Origin of the sequence: Niallia sp. Man26 (assembly GCF_022049065.2) — a bacterium.
In the GTDB taxonomy this organism is placed as follows: Bacteria; Bacillota; Bacilli; order Bacillales; family Cytobacillaceae; genus Niallia.
In genome coordinates this window covers 97,133-110,902 of the sequence record NZ_CP095746.1, presented here as the reverse complement: position 1 = coordinate 110,902, position 13,770 = coordinate 97,133, and the positions used below count along the sequence as shown (strand labels likewise).

At 33.4% G+C, this 13,770-nt stretch carries 18 protein-coding genes; 3 read left to right on the top strand and 15 right to left on the bottom strand.

Annotated features, from left to right (window positions below):
* Positions 1-93 precede the first annotated feature (93 nt).
* Positions 94-360, top strand: coding sequence for a hypothetical protein (locus L8T27_RS27955; RefSeq protein WP_127739860.1), 267 nt, complete (start codon positions 94-96; stop codon positions 358-360).
* Positions 361-690: 330 nt separating this feature from the next.
* On the opposite strand, the gene L8T27_RS27950 is transcribed toward L8T27_RS27955, so the two are convergent.
* The 13 genes from L8T27_RS27950 to L8T27_RS27890 form a co-directional block, all read right to left on the bottom strand.
* On the bottom strand, positions 691-2,334 hold the full coding sequence (locus tag L8T27_RS27950; RefSeq protein ID WP_164849717.1) for a C40 family peptidase: 1,644 nt from the start codon (positions 2,332-2,334) through the stop codon (positions 691-693).
* Positions 2,335-2,439: 105 nt separating this feature from the next.
* Positions 2,440-2,718 (bottom strand): hypothetical protein, encoded by a 279-nt coding sequence (locus L8T27_RS27945; protein ID WP_127739861.1) that lies wholly within the window; start codon positions 2,716-2,718, stop codon positions 2,440-2,442.
* A 13-nt stretch (positions 2,719-2,731) separates the two neighbouring features.
* On the bottom strand, positions 2,732-3,193 hold the full coding sequence (locus tag L8T27_RS27940; RefSeq protein WP_127739862.1) for a hypothetical protein: 462 nt from the start codon (positions 3,191-3,193) through the stop codon (positions 2,732-2,734).
* Between the two features lie 229 nt (positions 3,194-3,422).
* Complete coding sequence (locus L8T27_RS27935) at positions 3,423-3,689, bottom strand: hypothetical protein (RefSeq protein ID WP_225314822.1); 267 nt, start codon at positions 3,687-3,689, stop codon at positions 3,423-3,425.
* Positions 3,677-4,213 (bottom strand): hypothetical protein, encoded by a 537-nt coding sequence (locus L8T27_RS27930; RefSeq protein ID WP_150911138.1) that lies wholly within the window; start codon positions 4,211-4,213, stop codon positions 3,677-3,679. The genes L8T27_RS27935 and L8T27_RS27930 overlap by 13 nt, the downstream gene beginning before the upstream one ends.
* Positions 4,214-4,562: 349 nt before the next feature.
* The gene (locus L8T27_RS27925) at positions 4,563-4,850 is read right to left on the bottom strand and encodes a hypothetical protein (protein WP_127739864.1); all 288 of its coding nucleotides are present in this window, start codon (positions 4,848-4,850) and stop codon (positions 4,563-4,565) included.
* Between the two features lie 310 nt (positions 4,851-5,160).
* Complete coding sequence (locus L8T27_RS27920; protein WP_127739865.1) at positions 5,161-5,451, bottom strand: hypothetical protein; 291 nt, start codon at positions 5,449-5,451, stop codon at positions 5,161-5,163.
* A 97-nt stretch (positions 5,452-5,548) separates the two neighbouring features.
* Positions 5,549-5,902, bottom strand: a complete 354-nt coding sequence (locus tag L8T27_RS27915; protein ID WP_225314823.1) for a DUF4257 domain-containing protein — start codon at positions 5,900-5,902, stop codon at positions 5,549-5,551.
* 242 nt (positions 5,903-6,144) lie between these two features.
* On the bottom strand, positions 6,145-6,309 hold the full coding sequence (locus L8T27_RS27910) for an aspartyl-phosphate phosphatase Spo0E family protein (RefSeq protein WP_127739867.1): 165 nt from the start codon (positions 6,307-6,309) through the stop codon (positions 6,145-6,147).
* A 114-nt stretch (positions 6,310-6,423) separates the two neighbouring features.
* Complete coding sequence (locus tag L8T27_RS27905) at positions 6,424-7,137, bottom strand: thermonuclease family protein (protein WP_127739868.1); 714 nt, start codon at positions 7,135-7,137, stop codon at positions 6,424-6,426.
* A 402-nt stretch (positions 7,138-7,539) separates the two neighbouring features.
* Positions 7,540-7,698, bottom strand: coding sequence for a hypothetical protein (locus L8T27_RS27900; RefSeq protein WP_164849718.1), 159 nt, complete (start codon positions 7,696-7,698; stop codon positions 7,540-7,542).
* Between the two features lie 15 nt (positions 7,699-7,713).
* Positions 7,714-8,688 carry a helix-turn-helix domain-containing protein gene (locus L8T27_RS27895; RefSeq protein ID WP_127739869.1) on the bottom strand — a complete coding sequence of 325 codons (975 nt, stop codon included), beginning with the start codon at positions 8,686-8,688 and terminating at the stop codon, positions 7,714-7,716.
* A gap of 116 nt (positions 8,689-8,804) precedes the next feature.
* Positions 8,805-8,969: a hypothetical protein gene (locus tag L8T27_RS27890; protein WP_164849719.1), complete on the bottom strand. Its 165-nt coding sequence runs from the start codon at positions 8,967-8,969 to the stop codon at positions 8,805-8,807.
* A 222-nt stretch (positions 8,970-9,191) separates the two neighbouring features.
* Between L8T27_RS27890 and L8T27_RS27885 the strand changes: the two genes are divergently transcribed.
* Entirely contained in the window at positions 9,192-10,199 is a 1,008-nt protein-coding gene (locus L8T27_RS27885) for an IS1595 family transposase (RefSeq protein WP_127739870.1), read from the top strand.
* A gap of 33 nt (positions 10,200-10,232) precedes the next feature.
* Here the strand turns inward: L8T27_RS27885 and L8T27_RS27880 are convergent, their stop codons facing one another.
* The gene (locus L8T27_RS27880) at positions 10,233-10,757 is read right to left on the bottom strand and encodes a DinB family protein (RefSeq protein ID WP_127739871.1); all 525 of its coding nucleotides are present in this window, start codon (positions 10,755-10,757) and stop codon (positions 10,233-10,235) included.
* 380 nt (positions 10,758-11,137) lie between these two features.
* Between L8T27_RS27880 and L8T27_RS27875 the strand changes: the two genes are divergently transcribed.
* A complete protein-coding gene (locus tag L8T27_RS27875; RefSeq protein ID WP_127739872.1) occupies positions 11,138-11,500 on the top strand; it encodes a helix-turn-helix domain-containing protein in 363 nt (120 codons plus the stop codon).
* Between the two features lie 432 nt (positions 11,501-11,932).
* Here the strand turns inward: L8T27_RS27875 and L8T27_RS27870 are convergent, their stop codons facing one another.
* Positions 11,933-13,513: an SH3 domain-containing protein gene (locus tag L8T27_RS27870; RefSeq protein WP_127739873.1), complete on the bottom strand. Its 1,581-nt coding sequence runs from the start codon at positions 13,511-13,513 to the stop codon at positions 11,933-11,935.
* Between the last annotated feature and the right edge of the window lie 257 nt (positions 13,514-13,770).

Here is a 13,770-nt window from a genome sequence, read left to right as displayed (position 1 = left end):
ACTTTCAACAGCTGGTTGTAAATGAAGCAAGAACAGCGTATTATGTTCGTTAAGTTAATGCGATGCGATAAAACTATAGAAAGAAGGATATTTATGCTTAAATTAGGGCTAAGAATATTAGATCGGTTAGGTACAAAAGAAAACATTACCTTTGGTTCCGTTTATATTGCGTTAGGCTGCATTTATAAATTAGAAGAACAAATTCTATATGTACGTAAATTCGCTGAAATAGATCCGGATTATGTTATAACTTTAAGAAAGTATGTGGAGAGAGAATCTAGGAGAACAGGAGATATGGAGATTGCTAAGGGCTGGTATAAAGCCATTTCTATTGTGGATTCTGAGAATGATGAAAATTAAAAGTCAAACCTTTAAAGACATAGGTTTTAATGGCTTATGGTTGGGTCACTCTTGGAATCCCAGTAAACAAGAGTGCCCCAACCACTTGCATGTAAGGTGATAGCAAGCAAATGGATTTAAACTTGCTACTCTTATATTATTCCCAAAGTTATAACATTTATGTATAGTTATATCGCACCTGGAGTCACAATGTAAAAAAGGTTTAAAATAACAAAAAGAAGAGGATATTACTCCCCTTCCTTTTATTGAGTTTCGCTAATAACTTTTGGTTAGAAGTGACGAGCTTCTACCCTCTTATTATACCATGAATAGGAACTGATTCTTGAATCATTAAATATTAGTAACTCGCTGAACTCGGTGATTAAATTTTTCTTTCCAATAGCCTGTAGTCATATCCTCTATAGCTACCCCATTGGAACTTTGAGCACCAATGAATTTACCATCACCTATATAAATACCGACATGCCCATCCTTTTTATATGTATCAAAAAAGACTAAATCACCTGGCTGCATTTCCTTCTCTTCAACAGCAGTACCCCTATTTTTTAATGTCTCCGTACTTACTGAGCTTTGTTCTCCTAACTGAACCCCTATTTGATTATACGCCCAATAAACGAAGCTAGAGCAATCAAATCTACCGTTCTTTACATCCTCTTGATTGCGACCACCACCAAATACATAAACGGAGTTTCCAATCCACCGGTTACCTACAGTAGTAACGTCATACTCCCCACCGGATTTCAGTTGAACATCTCCATCCTTAGAGATTTGGGTACCATTTTTGAAGTTTTCAGCTAAGTTGATTACTTTTTCCACATACCAGTCTGCATGGTTATAATGCCAGATAGCTTTTCTCGGATCTGTGGCAAATCCATTACTAGATAAATAGTTAGCAGCTGCAGCTACTCCATCTGCAACGCTATAAGGGTCTGCTTTGCCGTCATTATCTGCATCCACACCATAACCATTTCCCTTTTTGATTGTTTCTAGGTCAGTAATATCTACATCCTCTCCAACCAAACCTCCGCTCGATTCATACTTGTACCCAACCCAAGTACTTGGAATGAATTGCATGCTACCAATTGCTCCAACCGAAGAAGTCATAGTAGGACTAGTGGAGAAGCTTGTCTCTATGGAATGAATGGCAGCCAGATAGTACCAAGGTACACCATATTCTTTTTCTCCGTACAGATAGTACTTCATATACTGTGATGGAACTCCAGTAACGCTTGTATCTATAGATGGACTAATAACAGTAGTATTAGAAGGGATATTACTTTGACCAAAGAATGCACTTCCCTGTTCTGCTCTCTCCTCTTCATTGCTGATTGCCTCTTCTATTAGGTTCTTTTCTTTCTCTATTTTCTTGTTTTTTTCTAGGAGTTGTTGCTTTTGTTCCTTGGAAGCTGCTTCTTTTTGTTTCAGCTGCTCCACCAATTGTTCCTTTTCACTTTGTTGTTCTTGTAGCTGTGAAACCATGCCTTCTAATTCCACTTGGTTACTTTCCAGTTCCGACGTAGCTTCATTTAGCTCTTCTTGCAGCGTAAGTAATTGACTTACCTGTTGAACGTTATCCAATAAATATTGTTGTTTATTAACTGTCGTAATGGCAGGAATTCCAAGGATTAGATCTTGATGGACCATTTTACTTAACTGACCATCTGGATCTATTTCCTTCATTTGTTTGTTAATCGTTTCTAACCGAGAAGAAATAGATTCTAATCGTTCCTGTTCTTTTTTTATGGTAAGTTGATTCTGCTCCAACGCCTTATCATACTGGTTCAATTGTCGTTCCAGAATAACTCGTTCATTTTTATAAGCGTTTATCTCTTTATCCATCTTTGTGACTTGTTCCTGAATGCTGTCTTGATTACTTTGTAAGTGATCGGATACCGTTTGACTTTGTTCTTCTGCACTTACATGCGTTGTTCCAATTACCCCAACACTTAAACAAATAGCAGCTATTTTCTTCATATTTCCTCCTTAAATATAAAAACCCCTAAGAAGACATAGGATTACTATATCTCCTTAGGGGCTCTCCCTTTATTTATATTTGATTATTAAATCCCTTTACTAAAGTCACTCCACTATCCCTGCAGCAATCGTCTGAAATAAAGGGCGTAACGGACTTTTTCGTTTCTTCATTATCTTTACCATTTGAACGATTTCTCTGAGCTCTGTGTCGGATGAAACTTCAATTATTACTTCCCCTAAAGCTTCCCCCCTCATAATAGAACGATTAGAGCAAGGTACCGAGATGAACTTTTCTTTTTTCAATATATTTCTGAGAAACCTCTTGTCGTGCTCGTGTGCAACCGATTTAGGGTCTGCCTCTAATAAGTATGCCTCCATATTCACTTTTCCTTCTCCCTTACGCTACTTCCTCGGCGATAGTGTCGTTTACCTTGTTCGCAAACTCCTGAAGGTTCCCTTTTTCTAGGATAGAGATTTGAATAGGGATAGAATGGCCAGCATTATTGGTTACAATTAAGGTAGATGTATAAGAATTAAATAGCGGCACGATTCCTAACACCAAAAATAAAAGACCAAATAAATTAAAATTAAATAACTCTGGTATACCAATCAAGGTAAAAACTAAACCAATCGCAAAGCGTTTTAAGTGGAATTTTGTAGAGGTAGAAACGCTCGCAATAGATTTCAAAGGCATCGTTACTTCGTTTTTTCCTAATGGCAAAAGGCTAAATAAGGTGTTGCGATCATATCCCTTAAATCGTTTATTCGTTAGCGCTAAATCAGTAGTTAACCACCTTAACACCACATTGGTACAATAAGTATCCTCCATAATCACTCTTTCATTTTTAATTTCTGACATGATTAAAATCACTCCTTTTAAAAATAAAAAAGCCCCTAGAAGAGAACATACCTGTGGCATGTTCTACATCTAGGGGCTCTCCCTTTAGTGTTATCTAAATTAAGTTAAGTTTATCAATGTAACGGGATATTGTAAAGAAGGAATAAGGTACTAACCTAAATCCCTATTATTTTCATCCTTAATCAACCGTTTTTTAATTATTTCAACTCTACTCATTTGTTTACTGTAACTAATCACGAATAATAAATTTTTCTCTTTCTTCATCTGTAAGATCCTTTGGCTTTTTCCCATGTTCAGCACAATATTTAGACAATGCTCTGAATCGAATTTTAGGTTCATTAGTTTCCTTTGGATCTACAAAGATGCCATCTGGAAAATATTTATCTGCCTTATCAAATTCCTTAAGCATATCATTCCTCACCTCTTCATTATTGTTTCCAACATGAAGATTCCGCAAAACACTATAATCTGATAAATCACGAGCTATTTTACCCATTGTATAGCACCTCCAGGAAAATACCTTTTTGCTAGTCTCTGACCAATGTTCTCATCAAAAATGATTAATTGACTTTTCTCTTCGAATAATTCGCCACCAAGCTCATTTGATGTGTAAAAATTAATTGTTTCTGTCTTAGATGTTAAATGCATATAACCATCGCAACCATTCTCTAAACTATACTGGCAAGCAAAGGCAACAAGATTATTTCCTACACCTTTATATATTCTAAAATCGTTAACTCCATACCTCTCTAATCCAATCCTGTAAAGCTTATTTTCCTTAGAAGATTCAGCTGAAACTAGTTGTACTCTATATTCCCCCTTATACACTCTTAAGGCAACTATACCTTGAGCTATTCCAGGGTATTCTTTTGTCTCTAATGAAAAGACTTCACAATCTTTATTAAAATCATTTTTAAAATTGAATACCCAATTTGGAGGAATATATTCTCCTACTTCATTTTTACCCACTCTACGGTAATAACAATCTACGAATTGACGCGTCCTGATATTATATAGCATAGTCTCATTCACTTTCTATATATATTATACAATTATACCATATTCTAAAATCATAGAATCCAAGCATTTAATAAATTCAAACTTTTCAGACATATAATATAGTAATACTATAATGGTTTAATTATGTTTTTTGATTTATTCTCCCTGAGCAACAGATACTGTATCCCTGTATTTAAACTTCTTTTAATGTCAACCTGATGTCTATGGAAATTTTAAGTTCTTATAGGTGCAAAAATTATGAGTCATTCTCCCAAAACAAAAGGACAAAGATCAACTCTTTATCCTTTACTTTTTTTATTTTGATATTAAAAGGCTCTACTCCTATTAACTTGGAATAAAGCCTACTTTTTTATAAAGATGCAACCTTAGAAAGTTTAGATAACCTTCTTCTATTTATTAAATTACTGATTTTAAATGCAAGAGATTCTTTTCGCTTCGCTGTAAATTCAACTGTAGCCGATTGTTCTTCTGAGGCTTTTAGCATCTCATAATAACGAGCTCTAGCTGAATCCAATATCTCATTAATATCAGAGACTATGATAGCTCTTTGTTTGTCTCCAAAAGCATCCATAAGCAACAATTTTAATTCATCAACTTTTTGTTTTTCTTCATCAGTCAATACATCCAATAATCGCATAGGTCAATGTTCTCCTTCCATGATCCTTAAAGTAACTTCGGCCTTATTTGTTATTTACATTATACTACATTTGAGCCAATACTAAATCTAATTAAAGAAGAAGCAATTATTGTTCCTTCTTATTTTTAGGCATTGGTAAGACTTCCTTTACTATGCTATCCACCTTTTTCATTTTAGGTTCTTATAGGTGCAAAAATTATGAGTAATTTCCAAAAACAAAAGGACAAAGATCAACTCTTTATCCTTTACTTTCTTTATTTAGATATTAAAAAGGCTCTATTCCATTTATCTTGGAATAAAGCCTACTTTTCTATAAAGATGCAACCTTAGAAAGTTTAGATAACCTTCTTCTATTTCTTAAATTACTGATTTTAAATGCAAGAGACTCTTTTCGCTTCGCTGTAAATTCAACTGTTGCAGATTGTTCTTCTGAAGCATTTAACATTTCATAATATCTAGCCTTCGCTGTATCAAATATTTCTCTAACTTCTTGTCCTAAAACATATCTTTCCTTATCACTAAAAGCATCAAGAATAAGCAATTTCAATTCATCTACTCTTTGCTTTTCTTCAGCAGTTAATACATCCCTTAAGCGCACCATGGTCATTTCTCCTTTCTCTTTTTGCCTCAACGTTCTATATAATTATTAATATTATACCACAAATGACCTTTTGCTAAATATGAAGAAGGAGCAATTTTTATTGTTCTTTCTTTTTTTTATTAGCTGGTGGTAATTCTTCGTTCTCCTCTAAAACAAGTGAATTTACAACTTCGCTGTTCTTTAATGTTTTATCTTTCTCGACCATATTAATTGCATTTTCCCCTGCATATCCGCCTAAAATTGCTGTTAAAAAGATACGCTCCATTCCATTAGGATCTGCAAATAAAATCGCAACAACTGCAACAACTGCACCAAATCCAATGTCTAAGAGTACACCTGGGTTAAAAGTTGTTTTATGGTTTCTTGGTTTTTTAATAGTATTGTTTCTTTTCGCGTGAGTTAACAAACCCATAAAACCGCCAATACAACCCGCAATAACTAAATTTTCCAACAAACTTATCACCTCTTTATGCTTAATTGTCAATAAACGCAAAAAAGCCTTTGAGATAATAAACCCGATATTTACGCAAAGTAAATAAAGAGTCTATTAGCCCAAAGGCTGCTACGTTTATTAGTTAACCTGCTAATCTAAAAAGATTGCAAAAAAAAGTAAAAATGAAAAAGTAAAATACTTTTCTATTTTACTATATTTTACGTTAACTACCAACTAGTTTTATATTTTTCTCTTTGAACTTAAGAGATTTGCTTTTCCCCTATATTTAATTTCTGATATTGCAGGATCAGATCATCTAATTTTTTACTTAATTTAAGTGTTTTATCTGACCTAAAACCTTCGCTTAATCCTATATTAATCATCTCATTTCTAACATTCTCTATGCGATCTAAGATCTCTTCCAATATTGTTCCTCTCCTAACTTCGTATGTATTATCTCCGTTCCCCTAATATCTGTAAATCCATATTTTATCTATACAATCTCCTCATTCTAAACTGAGCGGCTGTCTTACCATTTCCTAATTCTTCATAAGATTTTTAGCATGATTAAGGTAATCTAGAACACTTTTTACAGTAGTAGATGCTTCATCCAGGATTGATTCTTTTACTACATTTGTATTAAAGACATTCTCTTCACTGTCGGCATATCCTGAAATACTCCAGATATTAAGGCTATTATTTTTCGCTAATTCCTCTGCTTCTTTATATAAATCCGTATATTCATAATCATTATAAAGATAAGCAACTTTAGCTAATCCTTCTGCTATAAGTAAATACTGTATACTCTTACCACCGACAAAAGCATGGACTAGTAATCTTCCATATTTATCGGTTTCACCAGCCTTAGGATCACTCTTAATTTGTATCTCTTTCCCTTCCACAAGCTGTGAAAGAAATGCTTGTGCGTCTTGTCCGTAAGGTTCATTTTTCCCTTTTGTAATCTCTGGAGTGTTAATGGATAAAAGGCGGGCTTTCGATCCATCTTGAAATACAACGGTATCACCATCAATAACCCGTTCAACGGTCATCGTTCGCATCTCTTCTATTGTAGATTCTTGTGTTTCTTCTGTGCCATTTATCAGATTTTCAAGGAATGAGCCACTCTCACTTGCTGAATCCTTTGCAACTTCATATGTTTTCCTATCTGTATAATCCATTAGATCACTAGAAGAACAGCCACTTAGCAAAACAATCATACATATGGCGATAATTACATTTTTAAAATTTCTCATTAAAGTCCCACTCCTATATAGAAAAATAAAAGAACACCAATATACCACTAAAACTTACCTAAAAGTTGTATTCGAGGTGTTCTCATCCATTTTTTATTTAATTATCTTAACTACATCCAGATCCTTTTCCTCTTTCTCTTTGTTTATCCCTCAAGCCTCTCTGTACACTTTAATTAATAATCAACTCTCTAAATCCATCTCTTTTTTGCCCCCTTTTAAAAACAAAAAGAAGCCTTCAGGCCTAAACAAAATTTGCATACATCGAAATGAAATACAAAATTTGTTTTTTAGGCCCAAAGGCTTCTTGTTTATTAGTTAGTCTGCTAATCCATACGGATCGCTAAAAAATTGAAATTTAAAATAATATTACCAATACATCTTACCATATTTTTCTTACTTCATCTATTTGAACATGAAAAATTTCGCTTTTCTCTTCTCTATCCTCTCTTTTAATTCTTCATACTCTTGTAGTAATTCCTTTGTTCGAGCATCTCTTTTCTCTTTCGGATCACCAAATTCTACAACTTGGTACTTTGGTTTAAACGGAAAGATTTTTCCCATTTCGTACACCCCTTCTTAATTTCCATCATTAAAATAATTAGAAACAATGTCTGCTAAAAGTTCTTCCATCGTTATATTTTTTTCATCAGAAGCTTGTTTCACTTTCTTCTTGAGAGAAGAGGGTACCGCAAAAGTTAATATCTCATGATCACTATCAATATATATACCTTTACGAGATGGAGTAATACTTCCCTCTTTAAGGTGAAGATTTAAGAGGTCAACGATTTTTTCGTTAAGCAAATTGTCTGGAAATACATATGGCTTTATTTCTAAAGTTAATATAGACTCTTCTAATCCTAATTTCATATTTTTTGGCCCCAGGTGACTATAACAAATTTCAATAAAATCATAGAGAGGGTAGTCAATCTTGTCCTGATAAGAAAATGCGAATGTAGCATATCCCTTTTTAGATACATAACCATGGTCCACAATAAGTGTTTGTGGTAAGTAACCGTTACCCTCTATTTCATTTATTGTTATCCTTAAACCTGATTTAGTTACCAGCACAGGTTCATAATCTTCTATTAAAATCCTTGCCTCCATACCATCCTGGTTAGCAAAGCGTTGAAACCATGCAGTTTCTAAATCCTTATCATAAAACTCCTTTTTTTCTGCACGCTTTTTACCTAGATACTTTTTAGAGAAACGATCAAATTCTTCTTTACTTATGAAATTAAGTTCTCTTCCTTTATATATGTGTTTTTCTGCTTTTAATAATCCTTTAGCTACATATTGAGAAATAGTGACAGTATGTAAATTTAATATCTTTGCGACATCACCAGTTGTATAACCTGGCTTTTCTAATTCTTTCTTAAGACGAAGTAGATCTGCTTCATAAAAGTATTTTCTATTATCTATATGCCAACTCGCCTCATTCGAAGGAGTAAGTTTGCCTTCCTTAACATATTTATGAATTGTTGTTACCTTAACATTTAACAGTTCAGCCGCTTCCTTCGTAGACAGCTCTTTACTGTACTGTTTATCATCCATTTAGTTCACCCTTAATAATCATATTTGGGTATATTATATCATTTGAAGACCGTTTTTATAAACACGCTAATAAAATAGGTAACTTTTATAAAATAAGCACTTAACTTTATATTACATCATGAATCTTCGGTTTCTCTTTTTTTGATTGCCTCATTAATAAGGGTAGCTGCATTCGTACAATATTCCTTCACCAGTGATTCTAATTCTTCCTTTGTTGGATTTGGTAAGGCTTCACTAACGGCTGTAAACTGTTTGACTTGAGATTTACCTCCTCCTAACATAAGACTTACCTCCACTACATTAGAATAGAAAAATCTATTTACCTCGACACGATAACCATCTTTAAACTCATGTAGAAAATAAACTGTCTTCCTCACTCTTACCTTTTTTCTAAACCCAATTTCTCTTTCTTCTTTTTTAAAGGCTGTTTTCGCATAGATTGTTGCTATTTTGACCATCTTTATAAGAGGTGATAAAATACTCTTTCAGGAGGCGGTTTTTCTATGATGAAAGATATCTATGCCCATTTTTCGGATTTAACTAAAGATGAGCAAATTCAACTTTTTAACCTTTTAAAAGAAGATTTCATAGATAATAATGATGCAGATATGAAAGATGCGTTTACAATAATTAGAGAAACCCGTTTTAAAGAGGGCTTAGGTTGCATTCATTGTGGAAGTGTGAAAGTTAAGCGTAATGGGAAGTACAGAGATAGACAAAGGTATCTCTGTCGTGACTGCGGGAAGTCCTTCAATGACCTCTCTAATACACCGATTTCTGGGACACGATATCTTGGTAAGTGGGCTAAATACTTTCAAATGATGGTAGAAGGATACACTCTACCGAAAATCGCAAAGAGGTTAAAAATCCATATCTCTACTGCATTTTACTGGAGGCATAAAATCCTTTTCGCCCTGCGTTCAATTGGATATCAAATGTTGAAAGGGATTATCGAAAGCGACGAAACCTTTTTTAAAGAGTCTCTAAAGGGGAGGAGAACTTTGGACAGGGAACCTAAGAAACGTGGAGGTAGAGATAAAAAGAGAGGTATTAGTAATCTTAAAATTGCTGTTGTGGTCGCTCAGGACCGAAGTGGGCAGGTCATTGCTCAGAAGGCTGGAACTGGTCGAGTAAGAGCTGAAGAAATTGACGCGGTTATTGGAAGTTATATTGACCCGTCTTCTTTGTTGTGCACAGATACAGCTACCAACTACAAAAAATTCGCTCTTATCAAGTCACTAAAACACGAACCCATCAATCTGAGCAAAGAGGGATATGTCAAAAAAGGCATCTACCACTTGCAGAACGTGAACAACTACCATAAACGATTAAAGGGGTGGATGGATAGATTTCAAGGAGTGGCTACAAAATATTTGGATAATTACCTTTATTGGTTCAGCTTCCTTCAACAAAGCAAGAAGTTGGCTGAAAAAGAACAGATAAACCAAATGCTCCTCAGTTCTTGTCAAAACTCAAATAATATAACTGTGAATTTCTTACGAGAGATATAGAAAAGCCATTCTGTTAAGGAACGGCTTTAATTGTTATTCATTTAAGGAATTCTGAGACAACATTTTTCTAATTATTCTTATTTGACCTCTATGGTTAATTTCATCTTCAAATACGTGAAACCAAATAAAATAGTTGTTAGATTGGTGGTTATCCCATATTCTGTTTTCGTACAACCAAACATCATCTAGATTAGCGAATTCTTTAAAAGTTCTATTTCTAACTTCTTCTAGTTTGGCTATATAAAACTCTAAGGGATGTCCTTTGATATGTGTCCTGCCTTTATCTCCAAGACTGTATGGTGCACCCCATTCTTCCATTTCTTGTCCGTTCGGTTTCCGACCATCAAAAATCTCTATTTGAAACCCCTTTTCAACAGCAGCCATATGCAATAAAAGGGCACCGATACTATTACTATCCTTGCTCGGTAAATAGTCTAATTCGGCAGTCGTTAAGCCATTTACGGCTTCTAAAGTCGTTTTTCTAGCATAGTTCATTTGCGAGACAAGATGACCTATTTGGGAGCTAAATCCATCTAATTTTTCAATCTTAAATTCCATAGAACTTGCACCTCATTTACTCGGATAGAAATCTGGATATCTTTTATAACAATAATACCATAAAAAGTAAATTTTATCCTTGTCTTTATTGAAAGCAACAATTCTTACGAAAAGAGCCTTTTTAAAATAGTATTTTTCCTCCATGGAATTTTTTCTCCTTCTAGAGTAAATCTAATTTTTGTTAGTAAATCAATTTAACATCATTTAAACAAACGTAAAAATTAACTATAAATTTAACTATAAAATCATAATTAATTTTATCATAAACTTCCAAATGTGGTAAACACATAACTTATAAGTATTATTTATTAATAAAACTAACTTATATGATACTGTTAAGAGTTCCCAACTTTTTTTACTCTTATAAGGAGGTGTATAGAATGAATGATCTTGTTAGAGTAATCGGAGAAAGAATAAAATACTTCCGCTTAAATAAAGGGTATACGCAAGAAAAACTAGCTGAAATCGCCAACATTCATTCCGCTTATATTGGTGGTGTGGAAAGAGCAGAGAGAAATATTTCTCTTGGAACATTAAATAAAATAACGCAAGCATTAGAAATAGAAGCTAAAGATTTATTTAAACCAATTAGTGAAACGGAACAAATTATTAATAAGGACGTTTTGTTAACAACACATATGAACCTTTTAAGTTCAAGATCCCAGGAAGAGCTTATACTAATCCATGAATTAGTAAGTAATTTAGTATCTATATTGGATAAAAATCAAACTAATGAAGATTAAACAGTAAAATTAGTGTATAGAGGGGATTGTTTATGAAAGACCCAGGAATGTTAGGTTAAAGAGAACATACTCCTGTTCAAATGGGAGATTCAGGTGAAGGTATACAAATTAGATTTTGGTTTTAAGATAAATAAGATTCAGGTAAAATTGGTGTGAAAACTAGAAAATATCCAGGGGAATAGATGTAAGGATTTAGCAATTAATCCTCAATGGTGGTTGAATTTTGCTTTAAACAGATTTATATATCCACTTACTATTGGTATGGTTCATTTTTTATTCGAGTGGAATAATTTAATTTAGCATGCATATATGTGTATTTTTCTACTCTACTTTAAAATAAATTATTTTCGGCAGATTTTCACAATATCATCGTGCTCTTTACGTTTTCATAACAAAAAGGGATAAATCACTAGTGTGATTTATCCCTTTTTGTTATTTCTTTACATAATTACCATATATCCAACCAAAGCTTTTACCATCTTTGATTTTATACCAGTTGTTCTTTTTCTCGACTACTTCTACTACTTTATTTTTAGCCAAATGCTTATAAGTCTTTGCTTTTCCACTGTCACTTGTATGAACAGCGGCTTTATCTTTTGTTACTTTCATCTTGTATAGTGTATTTTGCGTTAGGTTAGTGGATACATATTGATTCCAAACCCAGCCATAACTTGATCCGTCTTTGATCTTATACCAAGTACCTTTTTTCTCTACTACTTCCACAATATTATTTTTGTACAAATGCTTGTATGTTTTAGATTTTCCACTATTACTTGTATGTATAGCGGCTTTATCCTTTACAATTCTTAAATCGTACAATGATTGTGGTGTTAGATTAGTGGATACATATTGGTTCCAGATCCAACCATAACCTGTTCCATCTTTAATTTTATACCAAGTACCTTTTTTCTCTACAACCTCTACAATATTGTTTGTATAAAGGTGTTTATACGTTTTGGATTTACCACTATTACTCGTATGAACAGCAGCTTTTTCCTTAGTTACTCTTAGTTCATAAAGTACTTTTGATGGTACTTCTGGTGTTAAGTCAGTGGATACATATTGATTCCAAATCCAACCATACGTTGAACCATCTTTAATTTTATACCAAGTACCTTTTTGCTCTACTACTTCTACAATGTCATTCAGGTTCAAATGCTTGTACGTTTTAGAACTGCCACTATTACTTGTATGAACAGCTGCACTATCCTTTGTCACTCTTAAGTTATAAAGAACTGTTGGTACTTCTGGTGTTAAATCAGTTGATACGTACTGGTTCCAAATCCAACCATACGTTGAACCATCTTTAATTTTATACCAAGTACCTTTTTGCTCTACCACTTCTACAATGTCATTCAAGTTCAAATGCTTGTACGTTTTAGAACTTCCACTATTGCTTGTATGAACAGCTGCATTGTCCTTTGTAACTCTTAAGCTATAAAGAACTGTTGGTACTTCTGGCGTCAAATCCTTTGAAACATATTGATTCCAAATCCAACCATAAGTTGAACCATCTTTGATTTTATACCAAGTACCTTTTTGTTCTACCACTTCTACAATGTTATTTAACTTCAAATGCTTGTAGGTTTTAGAACTACCACTGTTGCTTGTATGAACAGCAGCATTATCCTTAGTTACCCTAATTTTAAAAAGTGTCGGTAGATCTGTATCAGATCCCTCTTCATCTTTACTACTATCTTTAATGTAGACAGTTAAGTCTGCTTCCACATGATTATCATCCATTACAGCCATTGTAAATACTTGTCCATTTTTTGTAACAGTATCATGAATTAACCCGAATAGATTATAAGTTTTAGAATCTGGAGCATAATATCCAAAAACTTGGTCATTACAAGCCCCCGATGCAGATGCTGGATTTGCTTGTGTATTTTTAGCAGCATCAATTGTCATAGTACATTGTGCTTTTTCTAACTCAGCCGCTTTAATCCCGATTGGTATTATTGTTAGAAAACTTAAAATAACTACCAATAGTATAGTAAGATGTTTTTTCATTATTGAATTTCCTCTCTTTTCCCCTTTATTAATAACTATGTATGTATATATATGTATATTTTACTATTCCATCTAATAATTTTAAATACGAAATAGTAATAAAAACACAGGACTTTTTAACTATTTGTGTAAAAGTCATTTTATTTGCAATAAATAATATCGCTCAATATCCAGTGTACATCCTCTTAAAATACTCACCTCTCATTCTTTTTTGAACGCAAAAAAGCCTTTGAGTTAACACCTCTTTAAATACAAAC

Coding starts and splice junctions, on each gene's coding strand:
- L8T27_RS27900 (WP_164849718.1), bottom strand. CDS start 7,698: ATGGGAAAAATCTTTCCGTTTAAACCAAAGTACCAAGTTGTAGAATTT.
- L8T27_RS27920 (WP_127739865.1), bottom strand. CDS start 5,451: ATGGTGCGCTTAAGGGATGTATTAACTGCTGAAGAAAAGCAAAGAGTA.
- L8T27_RS27925 (WP_127739864.1), bottom strand. CDS start 4,850: ATGCGATTATTGGATGTATTGACTGATGAAGAAAAACAAAAAGTTGAT.
- L8T27_RS27880 (WP_127739871.1), bottom strand. CDS start 10,757: ATGGAATTTAAGATTGAAAAATTAGATGGATTTAGCTCCCAAATAGGT.
- L8T27_RS27905 (WP_127739868.1), bottom strand. CDS start 7,137: ATGAGAAATTTTAAAAATGTAATTATCGCCATATGTATGATTGTTTTG.
- L8T27_RS27940 (WP_127739862.1), bottom strand. CDS start 3,193: ATGTCAGAAATTAAAAATGAAAGAGTGATTATGGAGGATACTTATTGT.
- L8T27_RS27895 (WP_127739869.1), bottom strand. CDS start 8,688: ATGGATGATAAACAGTACAGTAAAGAGCTGTCTACGAAGGAAGCGGCT.
- L8T27_RS27955 (WP_127739860.1), top strand. CDS start 94: ATGCTTAAATTAGGGCTAAGAATATTAGATCGGTTAGGTACAAAAGAA.
- L8T27_RS27885 (WP_127739870.1), top strand. CDS start 9,192: ATGATGAAAGATATCTATGCCCATTTTTCGGATTTAACTAAAGATGAG.
- L8T27_RS27875 (WP_127739872.1), top strand. CDS start 11,138: ATGAATGATCTTGTTAGAGTAATCGGAGAAAGAATAAAATACTTCCGC.
- L8T27_RS27870 (WP_127739873.1), bottom strand. CDS start 13,513: ATGAAAAAACATCTTACTATACTATTGGTAGTTATTTTAAGTTTTCTA.
- L8T27_RS27935 (WP_225314822.1), bottom strand. CDS start 3,689: ATGGGTAAAATAGCTCGTGATTTATCAGATTATAGTGTTTTGCGGAAT.
- L8T27_RS27930 (WP_150911138.1), bottom strand. CDS start 4,213: ATGCTATATAATATCAGGACGCGTCAATTCGTAGATTGTTATTACCGT.
- L8T27_RS27950 (WP_164849717.1), bottom strand. CDS start 2,334: ATGAAGAAAATAGCTGCTATTTGTTTAAGTGTTGGGGTAATTGGAACA.
- L8T27_RS27890 (WP_164849719.1), bottom strand. CDS start 8,969: ATGTTAGGAGGAGGTAAATCTCAAGTCAAACAGTTTACAGCCGTTAGT.